Annotated in this window: 21 protein-coding genes; 6 read left to right on the top strand and 15 right to left on the bottom strand. The window is 47.1% G+C overall.

From position 1 onward, the window contains the following. Positions 1–267 precede the first annotated feature (267 nt). Complete coding sequence (locus DC345_RS22790) at positions 268–1,215, bottom strand: arsenic resistance protein (protein WP_181586713.1); 948 nt, start codon at positions 1,213–1,215, stop codon at positions 268–270. A 231-nt stretch (positions 1,216–1,446) separates the two neighbouring features. Here DC345_RS22790 and DC345_RS22795 point away from each other — a divergent pair, with 231 nt between their 5' ends. Further along, the gene (locus DC345_RS22795; protein WP_113055076.1) at positions 1,447–2,205 is read left to right on the top strand and encodes a tryptophan-rich sensory protein; all 759 of its coding nucleotides are present in this window, start codon (positions 1,447–1,449) and stop codon (positions 2,203–2,205) included. 100 nt (positions 2,206–2,305) lie between these two features. On the opposite strand, the gene DC345_RS22800 is transcribed toward DC345_RS22795, so the two are convergent. From DC345_RS22800 to DC345_RS22815, 4 genes are all read right to left on the bottom strand, one after another. Beyond that, on the bottom strand, positions 2,306–2,680 hold the full coding sequence (locus DC345_RS22800) for a RidA family protein (protein ID WP_113055077.1): 375 nt from the start codon (positions 2,678–2,680) through the stop codon (positions 2,306–2,308). Between the two features lie 147 nt (positions 2,681–2,827). Further along, the gene (locus tag DC345_RS22805) at positions 2,828–3,508 is read right to left on the bottom strand and encodes an oxidoreductase (protein ID WP_113055078.1); all 681 of its coding nucleotides are present in this window, start codon (positions 3,506–3,508) and stop codon (positions 2,828–2,830) included. 20 nt (positions 3,509–3,528) lie between these two features. Further along, the gene (locus tag DC345_RS22810) at positions 3,529–4,686 is read right to left on the bottom strand and encodes an MFS transporter (RefSeq protein ID WP_258530777.1); all 1,158 of its coding nucleotides are present in this window, start codon (positions 4,684–4,686) and stop codon (positions 3,529–3,531) included. 208 nt (positions 4,687–4,894) lie between these two features. After that, positions 4,895–6,310 (bottom strand): sensor histidine kinase, encoded by a 1,416-nt coding sequence (locus DC345_RS22815; protein ID WP_113055080.1) that lies wholly within the window; start codon positions 6,308–6,310, stop codon positions 4,895–4,897. A 232-nt stretch (positions 6,311–6,542) separates the two neighbouring features. Between DC345_RS22815 and DC345_RS22820 the strand changes: the two genes are divergently transcribed. Then, a complete protein-coding gene (locus tag DC345_RS22820) occupies positions 6,543–7,196 on the top strand; it encodes a phosphatase PAP2 family protein (RefSeq protein ID WP_113055081.1) in 654 nt (217 codons plus the stop codon). Here DC345_RS22820 and DC345_RS22825 read toward each other — a convergent pair. From DC345_RS22825 to DC345_RS22855, 9 genes are all read right to left on the bottom strand, one after another. Continuing rightward, positions 7,189–8,712, bottom strand: coding sequence for an HD-GYP domain-containing protein (locus DC345_RS22825; RefSeq protein WP_113055082.1), 1,524 nt, complete (start codon positions 8,710–8,712; stop codon positions 7,189–7,191). The genes DC345_RS22820 and DC345_RS22825 overlap by 8 nt on opposite strands. A 243-nt stretch (positions 8,713–8,955) precedes the next feature. Continuing rightward, positions 8,956–9,858 (bottom strand): anti-sigma factor domain-containing protein, encoded by a 903-nt coding sequence (locus DC345_RS22830; protein ID WP_113055083.1) that lies wholly within the window; start codon positions 9,856–9,858, stop codon positions 8,956–8,958. Continuing rightward, positions 9,855–10,451 carry an RNA polymerase sigma factor gene (locus DC345_RS22835; protein WP_113055084.1) on the bottom strand — a complete coding sequence of 199 codons (597 nt, stop codon included), beginning with the start codon at positions 10,449–10,451 and terminating at the stop codon, positions 9,855–9,857. The genes DC345_RS22830 and DC345_RS22835 overlap by 4 nt, the downstream gene beginning before the upstream one ends. 576 nt (positions 10,452–11,027) lie before the next feature. Next, positions 11,028–11,333 carry a hypothetical protein gene (locus tag DC345_RS32520; protein WP_425476095.1) on the bottom strand — a complete coding sequence of 102 codons (306 nt, stop codon included), beginning with the start codon at positions 11,331–11,333 and terminating at the stop codon, positions 11,028–11,030. Positions 11,334–11,499: 166 nt separating this feature from the next. Continuing rightward, on the bottom strand, positions 11,500–11,607 hold the full coding sequence (locus DC345_RS31980; RefSeq protein WP_197521564.1) for a sporulation protein YjcZ: 108 nt from the start codon (positions 11,605–11,607) through the stop codon (positions 11,500–11,502). Between the two features lie 42 nt (positions 11,608–11,649). Beyond that, complete coding sequence (locus DC345_RS31985) at positions 11,650–11,754, bottom strand: YjcZ family sporulation protein (RefSeq protein ID WP_220095253.1); 105 nt, start codon at positions 11,752–11,754, stop codon at positions 11,650–11,652. 102 nt (positions 11,755–11,856) lie between these two features. After that, entirely contained in the window at positions 11,857–13,089 is a 1,233-nt protein-coding gene (locus DC345_RS22845; RefSeq protein ID WP_113055085.1) for a sialidase family protein, read from the bottom strand. A gap of 24 nt (positions 13,090–13,113) precedes the next feature. Next, positions 13,114–13,482 (bottom strand): hypothetical protein, encoded by a 369-nt coding sequence (locus DC345_RS22850; protein ID WP_076290592.1) that lies wholly within the window; start codon positions 13,480–13,482, stop codon positions 13,114–13,116. A 213-nt stretch (positions 13,483–13,695) separates the two neighbouring features. Next, positions 13,696–14,022, bottom strand: a complete 327-nt coding sequence (locus DC345_RS22855; protein ID WP_113055086.1) for an MTH1187 family thiamine-binding protein — start codon at positions 14,020–14,022, stop codon at positions 13,696–13,698. Positions 14,023–14,780: 758 nt separating this feature from the next. On the opposite strand from DC345_RS22855, the gene DC345_RS22860 reads away from it, so the two are divergent. The 4 genes from DC345_RS22860 to DC345_RS22875 all read left to right on the top strand — a co-directional run bounded on the left by DC345_RS22860 (position 14,781) and on the right by DC345_RS22875 (position 20,581). Beyond that, entirely contained in the window at positions 14,781–17,114 is a 2,334-nt protein-coding gene (locus DC345_RS22860) for a ribonucleoside-diphosphate reductase subunit alpha (RefSeq protein ID WP_113055087.1), read from the top strand. A 208-nt stretch (positions 17,115–17,322) separates the two neighbouring features. Then, positions 17,323–18,354, top strand: a complete 1,032-nt coding sequence (locus tag DC345_RS22865; RefSeq protein ID WP_062322688.1) for a ribonucleotide-diphosphate reductase subunit beta — start codon at positions 17,323–17,325, stop codon at positions 18,352–18,354. A 200-nt stretch (positions 18,355–18,554) separates the two neighbouring features. After that, positions 18,555–19,529 (top strand): SMI1/KNR4 family protein, encoded by a 975-nt coding sequence (locus DC345_RS22870; RefSeq protein ID WP_113055088.1) that lies wholly within the window; start codon positions 18,555–18,557, stop codon positions 19,527–19,529. Between the two features lie 17 nt (positions 19,530–19,546). Then, positions 19,547–20,581: a phosphotransferase family protein gene (locus DC345_RS22875; protein WP_113055089.1), complete on the top strand. Its 1,035-nt coding sequence runs from the start codon at positions 19,547–19,549 to the stop codon at positions 20,579–20,581. Between the two features lie 93 nt (positions 20,582–20,674). Here the strand turns inward: DC345_RS22875 and DC345_RS22880 are convergent, their stop codons facing one another. Then, positions 20,675–22,486 (bottom strand): S9 family peptidase, encoded by a 1,812-nt coding sequence (locus DC345_RS22880; protein ID WP_113055090.1) that lies wholly within the window; start codon positions 22,484–22,486, stop codon positions 20,675–20,677. Between the last annotated feature and the right edge of the window lie 26 nt (positions 22,487–22,512).

The following is a 22,512-nucleotide window of genomic DNA, read 5'->3' on the forward strand; positions in this document are numbered from 1 at the left end:
TTAGGAACCTGAGACACGTTAATTCCTGAAATTCCTGATAAAAACGCTGCAAACGGCTGTTTATTCTGATATAGCGTGTCTCAAGTTCTTTAGGTTTCTACGGTCACTTCGAATCCTTGAATAAGACGCCTCCAATTCATTAGTATACGGCGCTTGTTGCAAGTTGGGTCCAAGCTCTGCTCCGCACACGTTCAGATCCACTGTAGCTGTTCGGAGGTTTGATAATATATTCTACTAAATACAACCGAATTTTTCTTTTCTGTCAGATCAGCGATCCCGCAGTATGACGGAAGGAACAATGCGAATATAGATCAACTCTCCAGCCAGCTCGACGATCGTCTGGGTTACAATCACGGCGGCAGCAATTGTGGCCCACTCTTGAGGTAATGCAAGCGCCAATGGCAGAACGACGAGTGAATTTCGGGTGCTTGCACTGAAAATGACCGCTCTGCCTGCGCCCGTATCCAATCGGAATAGAGCTGCAATAATTCTTGATAAGAATGGCATAGCCATCAGGAAAATAATGTAGATAGGCAGAACACCCACAATTACAGCAAAGTCATTGTAAACCTTCCCGATTTGCGATGCGACAACCACAATCAAGGCCAAAGCCATCATGGGTACTGGCAGCCAGGCGGTTGCGTTCATCATCCGTTCTCCTCCGGCTTTGCCTTTGGTCACAACCTGCGTAAGAATAGCCAACAGCAGCGGAATGACGATCAGAAACAGAAAAGCCTCCACAAAAGGCCCCACCTGCATGACCTGTGCCGCTTCCTTCCCGATGAACAGCCACAAATATACCGGCAGGAAGACCATTTGTATCACAAACAGAATTGGCGTTGCTGCCAGTATCAGTTTCTCATTGCCCCGACCCAGCTGTGTAAAAACAATAACATAGTCAATGCAGGGGGTTAGCAGTACCAGATAAACGCCGATGAGCACGGCAGGAGGTTGCGGAAACGCCAAGGTTAACAACCACACGACCACAGGCACTACGATAAAATTAGCCACCAGCAGAGCTCCAATAAATCGCAGGTTGGACAAAGATTCTTTGAGCTGTAAAAAAGGAATCTGTGCAAACATGCTATATAACAAAATGGCAAGCACAGGTGAAACCGTATAATGCAGCGCTGACCCCCATTCAGGGGTGCCCAGCCCAATCGCTGCTCCCACGAACAGAGCAACGACATAAAACCACGTTTGTTGCTTCTCCATCGTTTCTCTCGTAAACAACCTTCTTCCTCCTTCAAAGTGAACATATTTCTGCTTCAACCAGCGTACATTGAGACGTAGCACAGCAAATAAGAGAGCGGCAAACCGCAGGATAGCAGACAACGATCCTGTGAATTTTTTGCGGTTTCTTATTAGAATGCGAAAGAACTGGGTATATTCATTGTAGACTGACCCGTGGTTCATTCATTTTTGTAAAACCAAGGAGGAAACACAATGTCACGTAACAATCCGTACAAGTGGTTAAACGCGATTGGATTCATCACTGTTATCGTAGTAAACTACCTTTCCAACGCGCTGCCGATCGGAGGCAGGACCAATAAGGAAGTATCGGATATGTACCCTGTATTGCTCACCCCTTCAGGTTATGCTTTCTCCATATGGGGACTGATCTATCTGCTGCTCGCTGGCTTTGTCATCTATCAGTTCGTTCCCTCTTCTTGGAAAAGGGACTCCATTACCCGTCTCGGTTACTGGTTTCTAGCAAGCTGCGCCTTTAATGTAGCATGGATCTTCGCTTTTCAAAATCTCAAAATCGGCCTCGCCTTAGTCGTCATCGTTCTGCTTCTGTTGTCCCTGATCATGTTATATGTAAAAACGCGGGCAATCACCCTTCCCACAACTGCTGAAATCTGGCTCGTGAAGCTGCCGTTCAGCATATATCTTGGATGGGTTAGCGTAGCAACCATAATCAATGCAGCTGTTTTATTATATAAAATCGGCTGGGATGGCTTTGGACTCAGTGAACCTACCTGGACCATCATCATGTTAATTGTAGGCCTGGTGCTGGCTGTACTGGTGAGCTTCCCTTACCGGGATAGTGTATACCCACTTGTCTTTACATGGGCATACATTGCCATCGCACTCAAACAAAAAGACGTCACCTCCGTATATTATACGGCAATTATCGTTGCGATCGTGCTAGCCATTTATGCGGTATGGCTGTTCTTCGCCCGTAATCAGGATCGGGATTAACCCGGCACTGTTCATATAAATTCAAAAAGCCGATTTCGGTCATCTGACCAGAAATCGGCTTTTTATGTAACTTTCCTTGCTTGGCAAGTATCAGTCTTCCCTATTTGAGGGCAATTACCTCGATCTCCACAAGTGCATCCTTCGGCAGACGAGCGACTTCAACCGCGCTGCGTGCTGGATAAGGCTGTTCGAAGAACGTGCTGTACACTTCATTCACCGGAACAAAATCATTCATGTCTTTCAGGAAAACAGTCGTTTTCACGATTTTGTTCATACTCGTGCCTGCTGCCTCAAGAATGGCCTTTACATTGCTCAGGGACAAACGGGTCTGCTCCTGTACATCGGCTCCGAACTCTCCTGTTTGCGGATTTAGGCCAAGCTGACCGGAAGTATAGATGAAATCGCCTGCTTCAACAGCTTGGCTGTATGGACCAATGGCGCCTGGCGCCTGATCGGTAGAGATTGGTTTTTTCATGATGAGTTCTCCTTCATGTTCGCTGTCCTGCCGCCGCGAGGAGACAAGCCTCGAACTCATTTTTGAAGCTTATTATACCACGATCCCGCCCAGTCAAGAAACGTCTATCCTTACCTCTCAATCCGATATGGGCAAACCATGGATATCTCAGGACTCATCCAATCCCAACACATGAATAACGTCATTGGAATACACGTGATTCCCCTTGGTTTGAACAAGTGCAATGTTCATCATGGCCCGAGCTATGGTTGAAGCCTGGATTGCCCGGTATTTATCCACTCTGCCTTTCATCCAGCGATCCAGAAAAGTCATGGCATGAGCTGCCAATTGCTCACCCAACCGTTTTTCTTTGCGATCTCCAAGGATTAACGACGGACGGAATATATGCAGTGAACGGAAACCTATAGCCGATAATGCCTCTTCCATCTCTCCCTTGGTCCGACTATAAAATACACGTGACCCGGCATCGGCTCCCATGGAAGAAATGACGAGCATCTGGGATACCCCATGCTCCTTGGCAAGTATGGCGGCTTTTACGGGGTAGTGAAGGTCCACTTGGCGGAAATTTTCCTGACTGCCCGCTTTTTTAATTGTTGTGCCCAAACAACAATATAAGTCATCAATATCGCGAAACAGATCTTTTTGTTCTTCAAGTTGTTCCCAGTCCACGACATATTGCTCCAGCTTTGGATGTTCCAATTCAAGCGGTCGTCTAACCAATATACGAATTCGGCGATAAGCCGGATTCTGAAGCAAGCTCTTTACCAGCAGTCCACCTACAAGCCCAGTAGCTCCAATCACAAGGGCTTGCCGTTCGTGATTTTCCAAGTACACCCCTCCACATATCTCTATTTCAGAAGTACACGTCGTCCAAGTGTAAACGCAAGAACCAGCATCGCTGCACCAACACCCACTTGGAATCCATAGGCGGAAACCCAATTCATCGCGTCCGACCAGTTTTCCATTCTCTCATACAACCAGCCACCGATCAGCGGTCCAAGAAACGAGGTCACTCCGGTCATAGCCGAATACACGGCGACAAACATCGGTCTTTCACTTTTTGGCGTATCTCCAATTGTGAAGTTGAAAGCAAGTTGGTTGAATCCACCCACACCAATACCGAGAAAAATATGGGATAAAAAAAGCGCTATCAAAACAGGCATAAACGACATCAATCCCCATGACAGACAGGAGAGTGCGATGATCGGTAATGTCCAAAATAATAAGGTTTTATTGCTGAATCTCGCGTTCAGATTGCCCCAGATATAGAATCCGGCCATCATAACGAGTGTCTGCACCACAGTAATTATGGATACCGTCTGATAATTAATGTTAAGCAGGTCAAGCATCACGTATGAAAATAGCGGAACGATCAACGTCTGGATCAGTAACCAGGCCGCGAGGAACAGTGCAGCCCTCAGAAAGGAAGGATCCTGAAACGGCTTCTTGAACATGCCCCAAAAAACCTTTTCAGTTGAACGTTCAAACGGCACATCTGGATAAAAGCAATAAATAACCGTATTGGCTATGGCGCAGATCCACACAGGAATGAACAGGATCAAAAAGCCCATCTCCCCAGGGAATCGGTCCAGAACGATGCCTCCAGCAAATAAGCATACGCTTCCAAGTGCGTTCAGAATTGTATTACGAATTCCGAAATAGCGCCCTCTCACCTTGGCAGGAACGATATCTCCAATCAATGAGGTCCAGATCATACCGCCAATTGTATTGGCTATGAATGCAACCGTATACACACCAATATAAATGCCTACCCACCACTCCTTGGGAAACAGGAACGGTATCAGTCCCGTCGAACTCCACAGGATGCGATGCATCCCTACAAACAATACAAGCATGCGTTTGCGGCTGCGAATGCGCTGCATCCAGTAAGCCGCTCCAATCTGGGCGATATTGACAAACGTCGTAATGGCGAGCACAAAGCCAATATGTCTTGACCCGGCCCCGAGGTACAGCAGAAATCCGGTTAAAAATGGGCCTCCCAGCAACGTCTGCAAAATAATTGCCGGTACACCCTCCCATGTTGCGATGGATAAATTCGTGCGTTGTGTCGAACCCTTGCGCCGTGGTTTGCCTGCAAACGGAGGAGGGTTAACGTTGACCGTCTTCTGTATGGGGATACACTCCTTAGACCGGGTTTCAAGTGCCGGTCGATGCTAGTTGTCACCCCAAATTCTACTCACAGCGTGAGGGTTGTCAACTCATTTTTTCACGGTTCAACGGGAGATAGAGATAGAAGGTACTTCCCTTGCCCTCAGCGCTTTCAAGTTCAATCGATCCGTCCAGTAATCTTGCCAAATCCCGACTGATGGACAGTCCGAGTCCTGTTCCCCCAAATTTGCGGCTAATGGACCCGTCAGCCTGTTGAAATGCTTCAAAAATGGATTGATGTTTATCTTCGGCAATGCCAATTCCCGTATCTTGTACCGAGAACACAATCCATTGGCTCAGAATGCCTGACTTCTTCATTTGCTTGGTGCTCACGGTCAGTGTGACCTTCCCCTGATGCGTAAACTTGATGGCATTGGACATGAGATTACGCAAAATCTGTTGGACTCGTTGGGGATCAGACCATAGGGTCTCTGGCAGCCCTGGCTTTTTGTCCAGCTTCAGCTCTACTCCCTTTTTCTCGGCAACCAGCTGGAAATGAGTCATGGCATCTTCCGTGAGTTGTGCAACACTGATATCCTCCAAGACGATATCCAGTCTGCCCGCTTCCACTTTGGACAGATCGAGAATGTCATTGATTAACGTTAGCAGCTCCTGACCCGAATGCTCAATCATTGTGGCAAAATGTACGATATCCTCCTGTTCCATCGTATCTCCGTTCTCGCTGATCATCTGGGCAAAGTTAATGACACTGTTCAGCGGTGTTCGCAATTCATGCGACATATTCGCCAGAAATTCCGATTTGTACTGTGAAGCAATCATCAGCTGTTTGGCACGATCCTCCAGCACAATCTGAGCCTTCTGCAATTCTTCTTTTTGCACAGACAATAAACGATTGGTACTCTGGATGAGCAAAATCCGATTCTGTTCATTCTGAAAGTCTCGTAAAATAAAAGCAAAAACAAGACTAAGCAGAATACCCAAAGGTAGGGTATACGGCATAATATGAGAGAAAAAATATGTAGCCGGGATAACGCCGACGATAGCTATGTTCACACTATTGACCACATTTACAATCAATATGACGATGACACCTTTAATAATTAACCTATAGTCACTGCGTCTCATCCATATATTCAACCCTGCACACACCACGCCCAAAATGGACATATTAATCAGTGCAGCCACCGTAGCATCATTGATACCAAAAGTTAACCGGGTCAGCCCAATCCCAACACCCACAATAATAACGCTATAGGGTTGTCTATACGTCAAAACGGCAACAATTAAAGGAACAAAACGAAGATCGAAGACAACTTCATCATTAAGCTGAAATCCAAATACCGTGCTGATCCAGCCTGCAAAAATAAGTACAAACAACGAACATATCTGTTTTACTCGTGATGAAGCTCGTATTACGATGTATTTATAGAACACACTAGCAAGGTAAGCAATGGTTATGAGCATTCCCATATTTAATACGAACATTTTTGAAAACTGCATTCACTCACTCCTGTTGTCGTGTATTCATTGACAGAGAACCCTTAGCCCGTATGCATCTCTATCATATCATGCCCATTCAACCTTCGACATTCCTTCGTCGTCAAAAAAATGCACAAAAATACACAAATCAGGATTCAATTTGTGCGCTGAACGTAGTAGAATATATTGTTGTTCGATTTTATTTGCTGTGATCCAGTTCCTTGCGAACCTGGATGAAAGGAGAAACGGTGTTGTGCACGTATTAAAAAGCAAATCCTACTGGCTGTCGTTAAGCTTGATGCTTTCCTTGGCTGTCATGGGGATGTTCTATGATATTCTGAATAGTCCGGAACGCGGTTTCTCTGTGCTGAATTCCCCATTGGACCGGATCATCCCTTATGTACCATCCATGTCCATACCCTATCTGGGTTGGTATCCGTTTGTCTTCGGCGTGTTGGCTTATTTATGTGCCAAAGATCGGCTCACTTATTATCGCGTCCTGTTATCCATGAACATCTGTGTCTGGATCTGTTACCTGATCTATTTTAATTTTCAGACCATGGTGCCGCGTCCCGAGTTAACAGGTACAGGTCTCGGCGCATCTCTTCTTGGATGGCTCTACGGCCAGGACCGTCCATATAATTGCTTTCCAAGTATTCATGCCCTTCATTCTTACCTGGTTATGCGTGCGGTTCTCTCGGTTCAAAGCATTCGTAAATATGTTAAGGTGTTAGTTGCTGCCGGGGCAGCACTGATTATATTGTCTACTTTAATGATTAAACAACATGTAATCTATGATGCCCTGGGTGCGGTTGTACTCGGCGAATGCGTCTTCACGATTATTACTGGGCTCTCGCTGCACCGTCGTCGCAGAAAAGAATCGAAATGGACAGAGGGGATCAGCTGACCCCTCGCTCCGACGATTTCTGGAGATGCTGTTGCCGTCTCCACTCATCAATAAACAAACTTGCAAAATAGGGATCCCACTGGGTCCCTTTTCCTTCTTCCAAAATAGATAGCGCTTTCTCATGACTCATCCCGTTCCGGTATGGACGATCAGACGTCATGGCATCAAAAGCATCAGCAACGGCAATGATACGGCCAAACAGGGGAATCTCTTCGCCTGCTATACCATCAGGATATCCTTTGCCATCATATCTTTCGTGATGAGACCTTACACCCGGCAGGAAATCTGCCATGGCATCAATCGGTTCAATCTGTAACAAAATACTCTCTCCAAGAACAGGATGTGTGCGAATGATCGCGAATTCCTCATCGGTGAGTTTTCCATCTTTCAATAACACTTCATCAGGTATGCCGATTTTGCCGATATCGTGCAGCAGTGCTGATTTGTATAGCAGATCTGCTTGTTCTTCATTCATGCCACTCAGCTTGCCAATCATAATGGAATACTCCGCCACCCGCATGGAATGACCGGCCGTATATTTGTCCCGAGCGTCCAAAGCAGCCGCCAGGGTGGAAAAATAACTTTGCAGCAACTGTCGATTGCGTTCCTGCCTCATCTCAAGCCGGTTAATCATCATATTGAACCCGGAGATGAGTGCAGAAAACTCATCCGCGTATAGATCAGGAGTTCTTCTACCGAAGTCACCCTCTTGAATTCGGTTCATCTCCTCAGTCAGCTCTGCAACCGGTCCGCGAACATCCCGGATCAGCAACCAGCTGCCCACAAGGGCGAACCCCCCGCCTAGCACAACGATAAGAACTGCCCACAAAATATACTCTTTCGCAAACTCACTATCCATATACTGAAGACGGATCGATGTAGCCAGGAAGAATAGAAATAATGGAAATAAACCGATCAGTGCTGTACTCAACTGAAATTTACGCTGAATGGACACCAGGACACGCCCACCGAGCGATGGCTCCATGCCATGCTGTTCTTTACCTCTGCGGCGAACCTCCAGCAGCAGCGGTCTCACGGTCCGGACCGTCAAAAAATATTCAATCAGGGCATGCATCACAGCAATCAATAAGGCACACGCAGCTGCAACTGCAACATATCCATACGGAAATTCCAGCCATCCTGTAGAAATCATCCATATTGTCAATCCGGCAGCAGGCAGGGAAAACCCAAGCATATGCGGACCAAGAATGCGATATATCGTTTGCCCCGGAAAACGGTGAATGCTCTCATACATCTTTGTCAATTCGGCCTTTTCATGATGCTCGGCGGCAAAGAATTGCCGGATGGGGCCAAGTTGTGCCCATAACGTAATCAGTTCAGCAACAAGCATAAACAATAGTGAAATTAACACAATGATAATGAGTCGTACAAATTGAATGTTTGGTATTTGTAAGGTAGACACCATAACGACTGTACCTACCACAAAAACAGCTCCCATTGAACCGATAAGATAATTTCGCATCAGACGAAAGATAAATGAACGGTATACTTCCACCCTAACCCCTCACTCTCTAGCTGCAAACCCGTTCTCCCCATTGATGATGACAGAGGGAGATTAAAGGTACAGCCTCCTATTTGTTATCGGTTACTGGGACTGAAAAAATTAATTCATTTCACGGAGGGGAAACCTCCATCCTGTATTTAACTACGAATCGCTCATCTAACTAATATGTACGCGTACAACCATACCAAAAAGACTGCTCCCCGTAGGAAACAGCCTGATATGGCAAGACATTTCTTATCCTTTAATCTTGGCAGCCAGAATCATTGTTCCACGCGGCTCATCACCCATCGCATCCGGTTCAAGTGTGATCGCGACCGTATCGTAGTCGTTGGCAGAGTCTAACGTATAGTAGACCGCTCCCGTTCCATTATGACTCAGGAATGTCCCCGCATTTTGAGGTGTATCGCCCTTGATCAGCCAAACCTGAAACGCCTCATTCCCTTCCAGAGTAGGCAAGTTCTCCGCCTGTACGACCAGGTGAGTGCCTTTGCTGTCAATAACGATGGTAGCCAGTCCTTGGGCCACAATGTCCTGTGTCGCAGGACTAAGCTTGACGGCTTCGCCTGTCTGCATTCCCTGTGCAGGCAGCATGGATGAAGCAAGCCGCTCTTGCAGCTGCGCATTTTGTGCCTGCGCCTGAGCAAGCTGATCTTGCACTGCCGATGAGCCTGCAGCTTGCTGCTTCAGCGAATTGACCTGGCCTTGCAGCTGCCCGGCGTAGATGCCGAGCACGAGCGCCGCTGCCGCGAGGGCTGCGCTCGCTATGCGCCAGGCGCGGCTGCTGCGCGCACGCGCGCGCCCTTGAGGCTGCCACGGCTGTGCCTGTGCAGCCTCTTCTGCCCGGGCTGCAGGCACCGCCGTTTCCGGCTGCAAGCCTTGCCCGGGCTGCGCCGCCTCATGCTGCGGCGCATGTCCGAGCACGTTGCTCAGCACACGTGCTCGCATGCCAGGCGGCGGTGCAACAGGTTCCGCCGCGAGTGGCAGGAAGCCTGTTACTTCCTGCAATTCCCTCACCTCCCGGCGACAAGACTCGCAATTGGCCAAATGCGCTTCAAATGCTGCCACTTCCTCCGCTTCGAGTCCTCCCAGCACATACACCGGTGCCAGATCAGACCATTCCTCATGTCGTTCTATCATGGATGTATGCCCTCCCTTCCCGCGTCCGGATGCATTTCAGCATCGGCGAGCAGCTTCTGAAGCTGCCGCATCGCAAGCCTGACACGGCTCTTTACCGTACCCAGCGGAATCCCGAATCTGCTGGATACCTCCTGTTGCGTTAAGCCTGCATAATAGATCGATTCAATGACCTGTTGCTGGTCACCGTTCAACTGGGACAAGGCCTTCTTGATCCGGACACCTTCCCATTTGCGCTCTATTTCTTCTTCTGTATTTGTATGTTCATCGGCATAAGCCGCCAGTGTTTCATTTTCCACTGAGGTCGTAGCTGCGCTTTTGGATTTTCGCCTCAGCATGTCCACTGCAATGTTGCGCGTAATGGCGAACATCCACGTGGTCAGCTTCCCCTGTGAGGCCTCATATCGTTCAGCATTGTTCCAGACCCGCAGGAACAATTCTTGGACAGTCTCTTCTGCTGTCATTGGATCACCAACGATCCGATACGCAAAAGAATACACCGCCCGCTCATAGCGGTCATATAAAAGCTCCAGTGCGGAAGCATCTCGCTCTGCAATCTGCCGCATTAACCTGCTGTCCTCTATTGGTTCAGTCATGCGAGGGCCCCTTTCCGTGTCATCCCTCTTATTATAACCTACGCAGAATCATTTGAAGAGGATTACCTTATGGAAGAAAAAATCTGAAATGTTTTCGTAATTGTTTTCAAAAAAAGCTCCAACTTTCCGTTTTATTGCAAAAAATTACAGCCTGTGGTATACTCTAAGAGTTGGTATTTAAACAACCTCATATGATTTTCTGTCTTCTTTAAACCCCGGAATATTTTCTTCATGCTGCGACCGCAGCGAACATGCACATTAACCTATGAAGATTGAAGAACCTGAATCACAATAACCCGGTAGTACAGAGTTTCACAAGATGTTCCCATTCACACTGGCGCGGTCATCGGAGCCGCAAGGACAAAAGAGAGGTAGGGCTTTTGTTGTTTTGGATGTCACTTATTCTTGAGAAGATTGAAAACATACACAAAGCACCCGGAATTGGGTTCCGGGTGTTTTTCCATGTCCACTTTTAATAAAAAGATGGACAGACAGCCAAAAGGCGCCGATACAATCTCGGCGCCTTTCATCGGAGTTGTATGGATCAACTCTCTGATACAGTTTCTGTTGAACAATTTAGATAAACATTGTTTTGGAGATAATAACCAACAGGATGAACAGTACAAGAATTGTACCCATCGATCCCCAGCTTCCTCCGCCGTGTCCATAAGAAGTTCCACAACCTTGGTGATAACCGTGCAACATTGGAGCATGATTGGGATGATGAGCATACCCGTAACCATATCCCATTGGCATTGTTCCACATCCATACCCGTACCCATGCATTTCATGACCTGTGTATCCATGCATATGCTCATAACCTCCCACGTATCCGTATACGTGTCCCTGTCCGTTCGGTGAATTCGGTTTAACTTCGCTCATTGTTCATTCCTCCTTAACATTTGCCTACACCCCTAAGCTATGTATTATGCCTACCTCTGGACCGGGCTATGGCCCTACTTTGACAAAATAGGCGTTTTCACTATTCTGGTAGGCTTGTCCTTAAACCAAAAAAACCCCACCGGTTAACCGGCGGAGTTCAAACATATTATACCCAGAAAGATTTAGTGATGATAACGAGAAGAATGAACAGAACCAAGATGGCACCAGTTGATGTCCAGCCGCCGTATCCTGCGCCTCCAAGTACTTCGCTCATGGAGATTCCTCCTTTACCAGTGGTTTAGGTGTTAAGGGTCTATTAGATGAAGAATGCTTTGGAAATGATAACCAACAAAATGAAGAGAACCAAAATGGCACCAGTCGATGTCCATGCGCCGCCGTATCCACCTACAACTCCACTCATGCAAAACCCTCCTTTTATTTGAGGTACAGTTCACTATATGCTAAAGTCACTCGGGAGTCCGGGCTCCTGTTAAAAATGGGCTAGGTTATCATTGAGGTATGACTATGAACCGAAATACACATCCAGTTTCCCTGTTGGCTGTGTTGTCGCCATCCAAACGGCGGCCAAATTATCAGGCGACTGTGTATAAGCTGTGATGTAGTCACCAATGAGCACTGTTGGTACGGGTGAATTCCCATTTGGGTTGAAGGATGTCGTTGTGAGTCTCCTGTTTGTAAATGTCGCTCCCCCATTAGAGGACTCAGCCACATATACATCTAACAAAAAACCATTTATCTGGTTGGAATAATAGATGACGCGGATTATTCCCGTAAATGGTGATACGGAAATCGAAGGAAAGAAATTTTGTGATCCTACAGGTGCTCCCGTTATACTTACCGGTTCGCTCCAAAGCAAACCATCTGGCGATTGACACATGAGTACGTCCGTATATCCATTTCGGGCGTCATTCCAGACCGCATAGACTGTCCCACTATAAATACCGTTGGAAATATCTGCACCCAGACTCAGATTCGTTTGAACACGGAACGCATAATCGGGTACAGGCAAGGGAGAAGGTGCAGGTACCACCGAAGAGATTAGGGTCGATTGATTACTTACTGGAGGCTGAAATGTCGCACCACCGTCGTAAGATATTCTTAGTAATGCATAAGGGCTGTCAGGACCCGTGGTTATATACCCGGCATAGACCTCACCCGTAAATCCAATTGCGATTGCCGCCCGATCATGAAAGCCTCTCGGACTGGAAATCCGGCTTGGCGTTTGCCAAGTCGCAGCCTGATCCAGAGACCTTTGCAAAAAGATAGATGATGCCGCTGTTGCCAATGGTGTGTATCCAACATAAGCATTGCCGCGGTACGGGCTACCCGGTGTACGATCACACGCTATATACGGTTCATCATTGTGAACAATGAGACCGTATCCTCTGTTTACAAACACCGGGGGAGCCCATGTGAGACCGTCATCCATTGAAGTATAGCTAATAATAGTCCCGTCATTATCTCCATTAAAAACATGAACCGTTACAATAAACGTACTGGGGAATGTGTAATCAATTGTGGGGGCTTCAGCTCCGGCGTATCCCACAGGTTGAGGCAAGGTAGTCGTTGACCAGGTCTGTCCCCCGTCAATTGAGCGATATAATCCAGTAAGTGTTGGCCCAGTACTTGTATCGACTGCCACAACACACATTATATTGGGTAACAATTCATTTACTGCAATCGACGGTTCAAACTGGTTTCCACCCAATGCTCCTGTAATATTTACAACCGGCATCTCATTCACCTCCGTTATATTTGATTATGGAATATTTGTGAATCGGTCTACCCACACCATCTCCGATTGCAACACACGCTGCAGGATATTTCCGGTGGAGTCCAAACTGAATACTTGAATAACCGTGCTTGTTGCACTGAAATAATCGCTCTGAACCTCAAAATAATCTGCTGTGTTTAGCGTATATAACAACGTTCTAGATGCCTGAGGAGTCAGTTGAAACAGATCATGACCAATGGGGATTCGGGTTGTCTGTGAAGTATCCCAGCGAAAGACCTGAAGCTCAATATTGGCTGGAATATTGAGAGAATCATTCAAACAGGTGACAATTAATTGAGTAGCTCTATCACTCCCATTGGGAGAGTTAAAGAGAAGACCTGTAGTGTACGGCATCGTTATCCCTCCCTTCCCAAATACAGCTGCCGACAAAGCATGACAGTCTACTATAAAATATGTGGTTTCAAGTTAACAGCCACGGCAAAACTCACGGCCCCTTTACAATAATCCGCCCTTATTAAGCTCAAAGAAATGCAAAAAACTGCAAGCTCCATATAATGGAAACTTACAGTTTTTTATAAATTTATTTTATTCTCTGCTAGCTGCTGCTTAATTGGGCCGCGCCTGACGGGAAGCCAGTTGGTCTTGAACAGATTGCAACTTTTGCACACTCGAAGCGTCAGGTTTGTCACGGCGATCGTCGATCTTGACGGAAGTGGAGACACGCTGAGCTCCCGATAGAAACGGAGTTTCATGCAGAGCCGCAATTGCTGTAAATACTTCATTGAGCGGGCCTTCGATAATGGTACTCATGGAGGTCAACTGATATGTAATGCCCCGCTGGTTTTCCAATACTTTCTGCATGTCTGCCACATAACTGCTCAAGCTGGTCGTTCCGGTGCCAATTGGAATTACGGTCACTTCTGCTATTGCCATTTCGATCGGCCTCCCTTGGGCCCCGCAAGTTACCGGTGCCGCTCATTTTTAGTCGATTTTTGCCTGTTTTTATTCTACCAGTTGAAGGAGCCACAATTCAAACTGACGTGATAACGTCATCTGATTTGACCAAAAATTTTTTTTGATAAATCTTCAAATCTTCCAGTCCTTTTCCTTTGCGGAATCCTGGCTTAAATGGTATACTCGGAATTACGTTTCACTGTGTTGACCCTGTTTACAAACACTATATGTTGGGTTACAGTAAGAGAACAGCAACAAAATGTAGTAAAATTGAATTACCCCACTTCTATTAGTCATCTTCTGAAATCTCGCGAAAAACAGGATGAAATCACCTCTAAAGGCACGTCCCTGTAGGTGTAAATCGCTTTCTCGAAACAGACTTGACTCGGAGGTAACGGGGCTATTTGGACTGCACCGGTATCCTCTAATTAAAGGCGTGTCTGCTATAGACAAAAGATTACATAAGCACCCTTTTCTGTCTTTTTTTGAATCTTTAAAGACAGCAAGGGATCAGGGCATCCGTGGGCATTTTCGGCCAATAGGCAGAGGGAATGCTTTTTATGTGACCATGTTCTGCGTGCTGCTCCTATGTGCAAGATGAGCAAGACTCGCTATCACCACCGTTCAGTCCATAATATGCAGCTTATATCTTTATCTCACCGTAAGAAGACACTCAATTCTTTATATAAAGAATTTCTCCAATTTATCTCTTAAACATGCGAAAGCGAGGAATATTCATGCCACAAGTTGTGACCAAGCCGAACAACCGCCAGCTTGCCTTTGATGATATGCGCATCTCGGTATATGCAGATCGTATTCTGGAAGGACTGGACATGCTCGACAAGGAACGTCTGGTACGCGGGGTAAACAGCAAGCTCCGTCGTGACGAAGTTACCGGAGACGAGATCAGCAACGCTTTTATGATGAGCGCTCTGGAACTGGTAACGAAGGAAGAGCCTAACTGGAAATTTGCAGCGGCACGCTCCCTGCTCACTTCCCTTTACAAGAAAGCGGCAACCAACCGCAGATACAAATCTTATCCGGAAGAACCATATGGTGCTTTCCATCCCCTTCTAGTCGATCTTGTGAAGAAAGGTATTTACCGCGAAGAACTGCTGGAATGTTACACCAAAGAGCAGATTGACGAACTTGCTGAATGCATCGACTACCGAAACGACCTGTTGTTCGACTACATCGGCTTGCTTACATTGGCAGAACGTTACCTTGCTCACGATTTTGACGGAAAAGTCATGGAATTGCCTCAAGAGCGCTACATGGTTATTGCGATGTACCTGATGCATCAGGAGCCTGCTGAGAGACGTATGGATCTCGTTAAAGAAGCTTACTGGGCAATGAGCAACATGTACATGACGGCAGCTACACCTACGATGTCGAATGCGGGTAAAAAAGTGGCTGGACAACTCTCCAGCTGTTTCATTGATACCGTGGATGATTCCCTTGAGGGCATCTTTGACTCCAACACAGATGTAGCACGTCTCAGCAAAATGGGCGGCGGCATCGGCGTTTACCTCGGTAAAGTCAGAGCACGCGGTTCGGACATCCGGGGTCACAAAAACACAAGTTCTGGCGTAATCCCTTGGATTCGCCAACTAAATAACACTGCGGTCAGCGTAGACCAGCTCGGAACACGTAAAGGTGCGATCGCCGTTTATCTGGACGTTTTCCACAAAGACATTCTGGCGTTCCTCGATCTGAAGCTCAACAATGGTGACGAGCGGATGCGTGCGCATGACGTATTCCACGGCATCTGTCTGCCTGACCTGTTCATGGAGCGAGTAGCGAGCCGCGGCGAATGGAGCCTGTTCTGCCCGCATGAAACGAAAAAAGTGATGGGCTGGAAAGATGAGAACGGTCGTCCACTCGGACTGGAAGATTTCTACGATGAGTCCGTAGGCGCAGGCGCGTTCCGCGAGAAATATGAGGAAGCAGTGAATCACCCACTGTTGTCCCGGATTACGGTTCAGGCGATTGACATCATGAAACGTGTTATGAAATCCCAACTGGAAACCGGTACGCCTTACATGTTCTACCGGGATACCGTTAACCGTTCGAACCCGAACAGTGCACACGGCATGGTGTACTCTTCCAACCTTTGTACAGAGATCATGCAGAACCAATCTGCAACTGTAGTTGAGAAAGAAGAGCTCGTAACCAAAGATGGACAAACCCGCATCGTGATTTCGAAAGTGCCTGGCGATTTCGTAGTCTGCAACCTAAACTCCATTCACTTGGCACGTGCTGTGCCGCATGATGTATTGGAGCGTCTGGTACCGATTCAGGTTCGTATGCTGGACAACGTTATCGATATCAACAACATTGAAGTGCTGCAAGCCCAATACACCAACAGTCAATACCGTGCAGTTGGTCTGGGAACATTCGGACTTCATCACCTGCTTGCTCTCGAAGGCATTCGTTGGGAATCGGAAGAGGCAGTCACATATAACGATAATCTGTATGAAAAAATTAACTATCTGCTCGTAAAAGCCAGCATGGAACTGTCCAAGGAAAAAGGACATTATCCGAAATTCCAAGGTTCCGATTGGCAAACAGGCAAATACTTTGACCAACGGGATTACACGACAGGTGAGCGCGTAGGTCAATTCGTTACAACGGAACAATGGAAAGAACTGCAAGCCCAAGTACAGCAAAACGGTGTACGTAACGCTTGGTTGTTCGCTATTGCACCAAATGGTTCAACGTCCATCATTGCAGGTTCAACAGCCAGCATTGATCCGCTATACGAATTGTTGTCCTATGAAGAGAAAACGACATACAAGATTGCCAACCCGGCACCTGACCTATCTGAAAAAACGATCTGGTATTACAAAACAGCGTTCATGGTGGATCAACATGCTTCCATCAATATGGCCGCTGCCCGTCAACGCCACGTCGATCAGGGACAAAGCTTCAACTTGTATGTTCGTCCAGATATCAAAGCAACGGAGTTCCTGGAGCTGCACCTGCACGCCTGGAGAGCCGGCATTAAATCAACTTATTATGTCCGCAGTCGGGCATTGACTATTGAAGAATGCGATTCTTGCGCAAGCTAAGTTTTATCGTGATGCTAAAAGCTCACTAGATCTACGATGACTACCAGGGCATCCTGTTTTGAATGCAAAATGGCGTTGCCCTGGTACTTTTTTGCCCAAAACACGATCACAACATCATGAGATGTTGATATAGATGCCACATTATACAACCCTAATATATAAAAGTATTAATATTACAGTGTAAATTCATTCAAGGAGTGAACGGATTATGCAATTGCAGAAAATTTTCAATACCGAAGCGCCCAACCAGTCTACCCGTATCATTGAAGGGGAATGCTCAGGCATTCTGAACTGGAACGATATTCGTATGCCTCATATGTACAAACTGTACAAAGTACTGCTGCTCAACCACTGGATCGCGGATGAAATCCCAATGTCCAAGGATGCTTCCCAATTTGCCCAATTGGATCCGGAAGAACAGCGTACGTTCAAAGTCAACATCTCCCTGCTCGCTGTATTGGACTCCATGCAAACGATGTTTGTAGGTGACGTGAAACGTTATTTCACGGATTCCTCACTGGAAGCGATCTCGGCAATCATCGGACAACAGGAAGTGGTACACAACCAATCGTACTCTTACGTCCTGTCCTCCATCGTATCCGATCGGGAGCAAAAGGAAATCTTTGAATACTGGAAACATGATCCGGTGCTGCTTGATCGTAACCGGTTCATCGCCGACATCTACCAGACCTTCCGGGATAATCCGTCCCCACAAACGTTCTTCCAGGCCATGGTAGCCGATCTGGTACTTGAAGGTATCTTCTTCTATAGTACGTTTGCCTTCTTCTACAACCTGGCCCGTGACCAGAAGATGATGGCAACCAGCCAAATGATCTCTTATATTCAGCGCGACGAGAACCAACACTGCTACTTCTTCGCTGAAGTGTACAAACAGCTGCTGGTAGACTTCCCTGAACTGAACACACCTGAGAACATGGACTATGTGTACAAAACGATCCATCGTGCCGTTGAACTCGAAACTAACTGGGCACACTACACTCTCAGCAACGTACGCGGGATTGACCTGAACGAGTTGGAAGACTACATCAAGTACATCGCTAACAAACGCCTGCGCCTGATGGGTATGGAAAAAGCATACGAAGGCGTGGATGTAAACTGCATGCCTTGGATCAAACCTTTCTCCGACGAAGCACTGAATGCTACGAAAACGGACTTCTTCGAAGCCAAATCCCGTAACTACGGCAAAGTCGGCGACGATAACGGATTTGACGATCTGTAAGTAGATATTGATCTAATGACCGCAACCTACAACAAATACACAACACTCCCTTTATTGGAATGTCATGATGGCTTTCTGTTAGTGGGAGTGTTTTTTCTATTTCTGTACGACTGGATAGGATACTGTACCCATCCATCCTGCGAGCTTGTAAGATATAATGGAAACAGGTTCACATTTCCCTATTGAAATGAGGCATAGTGATGGAAAGAGAACTACTGGAACAACTAAACAAGTGGCATGAACAGGACCAGTTCGGTCTCATTATTGAACGTATTCAACAAATCCCTGTACTGGAGTGGGATTATGAGCTAATTGGACAACTTTCCAGAGCATATAACAATGAAGGACGTTACCGTGAGGCTGTCCAACAGTTACTATCCGTCCATGAACAGGGCGCAAGTGACCCTCTCTGGCAGTACCGGTTGGGTTACGCTTATTATCATATGGCCATGTATGAGCAGGCACTCAAAGCTTTTGAGATGGCAAACGAGCTCTTACCCCATGACGAATCAACGACTGAATTTCTCGAATGGACACGGCCCAAAGCTGAAAAAATGCAACAGGATCGACAGCGCCATCAAGAGATATTGTTGGAATTGGAGCACAACGGCAGGCTGAACAACCTTAGAGCCGCTTCCGAGTCCTACGATCCAGTTTCATTCTGGGAACAGAGTGAATATGCGTTGGAAAGCTATGTATCTTCACCTTTTGACGAGGAGATGATCCAAACCATTGAACAGGAGCTAGGCTACAAACTACCTGCCTCCTACATCCAGTTAATGAACACACAGAACGGCGGAATCCCTGCACACACCGTTTTTCCAACCAAAACAGCCACTTCATGGGCCGAAGACCATATCGCCATTACGGGGATTATGGGCATTGCACGGGACAAATCCAATACACTGGGCGGAGAATTTGGAAGTCGTTTCATGATTGAAGATTGGGGATATCCTGATCTCGGTGTTGTGATCTGTGATTGTCCATCTGCCGGACATGATGTGGTGATGCTAGATTATCGATTCTGTGGCCCCGAAGGCGAACCTGCTGTGGTTCATGTGGATCAGGAAGACGATTATGAGATTACATATCTAGCGCCTAATTTTGAAGCTTTTATCCGCGGATTGGTTGATGCGGATACGTTTGATCTGTCTGACGAAGAGGATGAAGACTGAGATCGCAGGAGGGGCTTATGACAACCCGTATTTATTTTGGCTCCAATAAACTTGGTGAGATTGAGCGAGTATCCTTGCAAAAGGCGCTTCATGATTTCAATCTGGGAACGCTTAAAGATTATAAGCGAACCGATGAGGGTGTGATGGGTCAGACACTTCTTATTCGCTCTTCAGAGGGAGAATATATTCTGAAAGGCAACCCATTATATGCGGGACAACTTCAGGAAGAGCAATTCTTTGTAGAACAGCTGAGAACTCACACCAACATTCCTGTACCTGATCCATATCTATTGCATGAAGATACCGACATATTGGGCTGGAGCTATGCCATTATGCCCCGATTACCTGGAATGCACCTGCATGATCCTTCATTACAGGCTTCACTTTCACAGGAGGATCAAGGGAATATCGCTACAATGCTTGCCCACTCCTTAGCAGAACTGCACCGTTGGAAGGTTCCTGATGCGGGAGAATATGATCCTGTAGCAAAACAGATCGTTCCCTTTGCGGGTAAATATCTGGACTGGCTGTACGGGACAATCCATCACTGGCTGCAGGATGCTGCAAAATACTCCATGATAACAGACGAAGATACACAGTGGGTGGACGAGCAATTAAAAAACGCTGAATCTGCATTTCAATCCATGCCTGTTCCCGGATTTGTGATGGGGGATTTTAAGGTCGAGAACTTTGTGATTCAAAAGAATAGCAGCCTTGCTTCAGACTGGCAGATTAGTGGTCTGTTTGATTTTACAACGGCTTATTTTGGAGACGGCACAGCTGACTTAACCAAAATGACAGCCATGTATGTACGCGAAGGCCAACCCGAGCTTGCCAAACGATTCCTTCACGGTTACCGGGAGGTTGTCTGCGCAGCGGATACGGAGCGATATCAGCACTTTGCCACACGTCTTCGGGTGCATCTGCTCTATCAGCGTATTTTGTTATGGGGTGAATGCAAAGCAACGGGCCGAGTGACGTGGGCAGCGGATATGCCTTTTGCACATTGGGCGGAGCAGTACATGGACTCGGTAATTAATTTGCTGGATTAGCGCATCAAAAACCGCCAGAAAGATGCGACACACGCTCTCCTGGCGGTTTTTCCAAACCATCATATATTTACGTCGATGACACACTCATATACATTACGGTTGTGCAACTGGGACTTCCTGATGTTTCTGTAAAAATTCCAGCATCCGCCGATAAACAAGAATCTCATTCGTTTTTCTGGAGAAGCCATGGCCCTCATCATCCAGAACGATGTATTCTACGTCTACTCCTTTCCCCTGTAACGCGGCAACGATCTGATCGGATTCCGCCTTCACGACCCTTGGATCATTGGCCCCTTGAATGACCAGCATCGGATTGACCATCTGGTCCAGATACGTAATTGGCGAATCCTTCGTTAAACGTTCACGGTCACGGACCGGATCACCCAGCCAGTTGTCCATCATCGGTTTCCAGTCTTCCGGCACGGATTCCAGGAAGGTGCACAGGTTACTTGGTCCAAAAATATCAACCGCAGCGCGGAATAATTCCGGATGACGTCCTGCCAGCAGCAAGGTCATATATCCGCCGTAGCTGCCCCCCACCACGAACAGGCGATCCGGTGAGGAGATGCCCTCGTCAAACAGCCAGTTAATACCGGCAACACAATCCAACCGCGGGCCCTCGCCCCAATCTCTTTCGACCATTTTACCAAATTCGGCGCCATAGCCAGTGCTTCCCCGAAAATTAGGAGCAAAAATATGATAGCCCTGAGCCAGCATCATTTGGAACATCGGACGGAAGAATTTCGCTTCTGATGCCTGTGGCCCGCCATGCGGCCAAAATACCGTGTAACCATTAGCCTGTTCCGGTTTTGCTTTGAACAAAAGCGCTTCGATCTCCAGTCCGTCATAGGAGCTATATTGAATAACATCAGGGTAAACGAGATTACTCGGATCAAGTCCTGTGACCCGATTGGCAGTCAACGGCTCCCAGGACTTACTCCCTGCCATCAGACGATAAATGTTAGCCGGCTGTACGGCTCCACGTCCCAAAATATACACGTTGCCAGCCTTGGTAACCGTTACATGATCTACCGTATCCAGAGGCATGTCCATACGCCGAGGGTGCTCCGCACCTTTGTCCAATGCATACATCCGATTCTCGGGACCTGTAAACGTCCAGAAGTATAACGTCTCGGAATCCTTGTGCCAGCGGATGATATCCACGTCTTCTCCCTCCACTTTGCACAGCGGACGAAATTCATGAGTATCCAGCCGGTATTCAGCCACATAGGTGTACGGCTCGTTATCATTGGTGATCATCAGCAGCCGATTATGGTCTGCAAACAGAACATATGAGACCTGACTCTGCCGCTCGGAGACCGGAATAATGGATTCTGACTCACCGTTCCGGTACACGTATGCTGTCTGGTAGGTATTGGAATATACATTCAGGATTACGTAGGCTTGTTCATCCGGGCTCACAGCAGCCAGATTGCTTGTTACCTCTTCCCCCTGATGCAGAAGCTCATCCTCTCCCGTTTCCAGGTTAATTCGGCGTGAATTGAGATAGCTCGGGTTATCCCTGCTTGTCATATAATAAAGACGCTGTCCATCCTCGGACAGATGGGAGAAATAACAACGATCATCGGGCTCTGCGGGGACAACAGGAAACGGCACCCCACCCTCCGGTTGCAGGGCATACAGATGATAATTCTCATCGCCATCCCGATCAAACGCCGTGAGAATATGACGTCCTTCCGGGTCCGGTTTGATAAACTGGCTGCTCTGATTCAAATACGTCAAAGGATACGGGTAGCCACCCGGCAGATCCATCGCCCAGATATTCGGCTGGCCATTCAGATTGCTGTCAAAAAACAAACGTTTCTCGTCGGCTGATACGGCAAAATGGGAAATACGATACGTCTGGAAATATTGTTCCACATCCGGTTTGGGAAACTGAATCATGACAAACCTCCTTGAGTATGACGAAG

Source organism: Paenibacillus taichungensis (genome assembly GCF_003287275.1).
GTDB lineage: Bacteria > Bacillota > Bacilli > Paenibacillales > Paenibacillaceae > Paenibacillus > Paenibacillus taichungensis_A.

What these genes read in the sequence shown, in the direction of transcription:
- DC345_RS22870 (WP_113055088.1), top strand. Translation starts at nt 18,555, where the DNA reads ATGGAAAGAGAACTACTGGAACAACTAAACAAGTGGCATGAACAGGAC.
- DC345_RS22875 (WP_113055089.1), top strand. Translation starts at nt 19,547, where the DNA reads ATGACAACCCGTATTTATTTTGGCTCCAATAAACTTGGTGAGATTGAG.
- DC345_RS22790 (WP_181586713.1), bottom strand. Translation starts at nt 1,215, where the DNA reads ATGGAGAAGCAACAAACGTGGTTTTATGTCGTTGCTCTGTTCGTGGGA.
- DC345_RS22860 (WP_113055087.1), top strand. Translation starts at nt 14,781, where the DNA reads ATGCCACAAGTTGTGACCAAGCCGAACAACCGCCAGCTTGCCTTTGAT.
- DC345_RS31980 (WP_197521564.1), bottom strand. Translation starts at nt 11,607, where the DNA reads ATGAGCGAAGTACTTGGAGGCGCAGGATACGGCGGCTGGACATCAACT.
- DC345_RS31985 (WP_220095253.1), bottom strand. Translation starts at nt 11,754, where the DNA reads ATGAGTGGAGTTGTAGGTGGATACGGCGGCGCATGGACATCGACTGGT.
- DC345_RS32520 (WP_425476095.1), bottom strand. Translation starts at nt 11,333, where the DNA reads ATGAGCGAAGTTAAACCGAATTCACCGAACGGACAGGGACACGTATAC.
- DC345_RS22795 (WP_113055076.1), top strand. Translation starts at nt 1,447, where the DNA reads ATGTCACGTAACAATCCGTACAAGTGGTTAAACGCGATTGGATTCATC.
- DC345_RS22815 (WP_113055080.1), bottom strand. Translation starts at nt 6,310, where the DNA reads ATGCAGTTTTCAAAAATGTTCGTATTAAATATGGGAATGCTCATAACC.
- DC345_RS22880 (WP_113055090.1), bottom strand. Translation starts at nt 22,486, where the DNA reads ATGATTCAGTTTCCCAAACCGGATGTGGAACAATATTTCCAGACGTAT.
- DC345_RS22830 (WP_113055083.1), bottom strand. Translation starts at nt 9,858, where the DNA reads ATGATAGAACGACATGAGGAATGGTCTGATCTGGCACCGGTGTATGTG.
- DC345_RS22845 (WP_113055085.1), bottom strand. Translation starts at nt 13,089, where the DNA reads ATGCCGGTTGTAAATATTACAGGAGCATTGGGTGGAAACCAGTTTGAA.
- DC345_RS22800 (WP_113055077.1), bottom strand. Translation starts at nt 2,680, where the DNA reads ATGAAAAAACCAATCTCTACCGATCAGGCGCCAGGCGCCATTGGTCCA.
- DC345_RS22855 (WP_113055086.1), bottom strand. Translation starts at nt 14,022, where the DNA reads ATGGCAATAGCAGAAGTGACCGTAATTCCAATTGGCACCGGAACGACC.
- DC345_RS22865 (WP_062322688.1), top strand. Translation starts at nt 17,323, where the DNA reads ATGCAATTGCAGAAAATTTTCAATACCGAAGCGCCCAACCAGTCTACC.
- DC345_RS22850 (WP_076290592.1), bottom strand. Translation starts at nt 13,482, where the DNA reads ATGCCGTACACTACAGGTCTTCTCTTTAACTCTCCCAATGGGAGTGAT.
- DC345_RS22835 (WP_113055084.1), bottom strand. Translation starts at nt 10,451, where the DNA reads ATGACTGAACCAATAGAGGACAGCAGGTTAATGCGGCAGATTGCAGAG.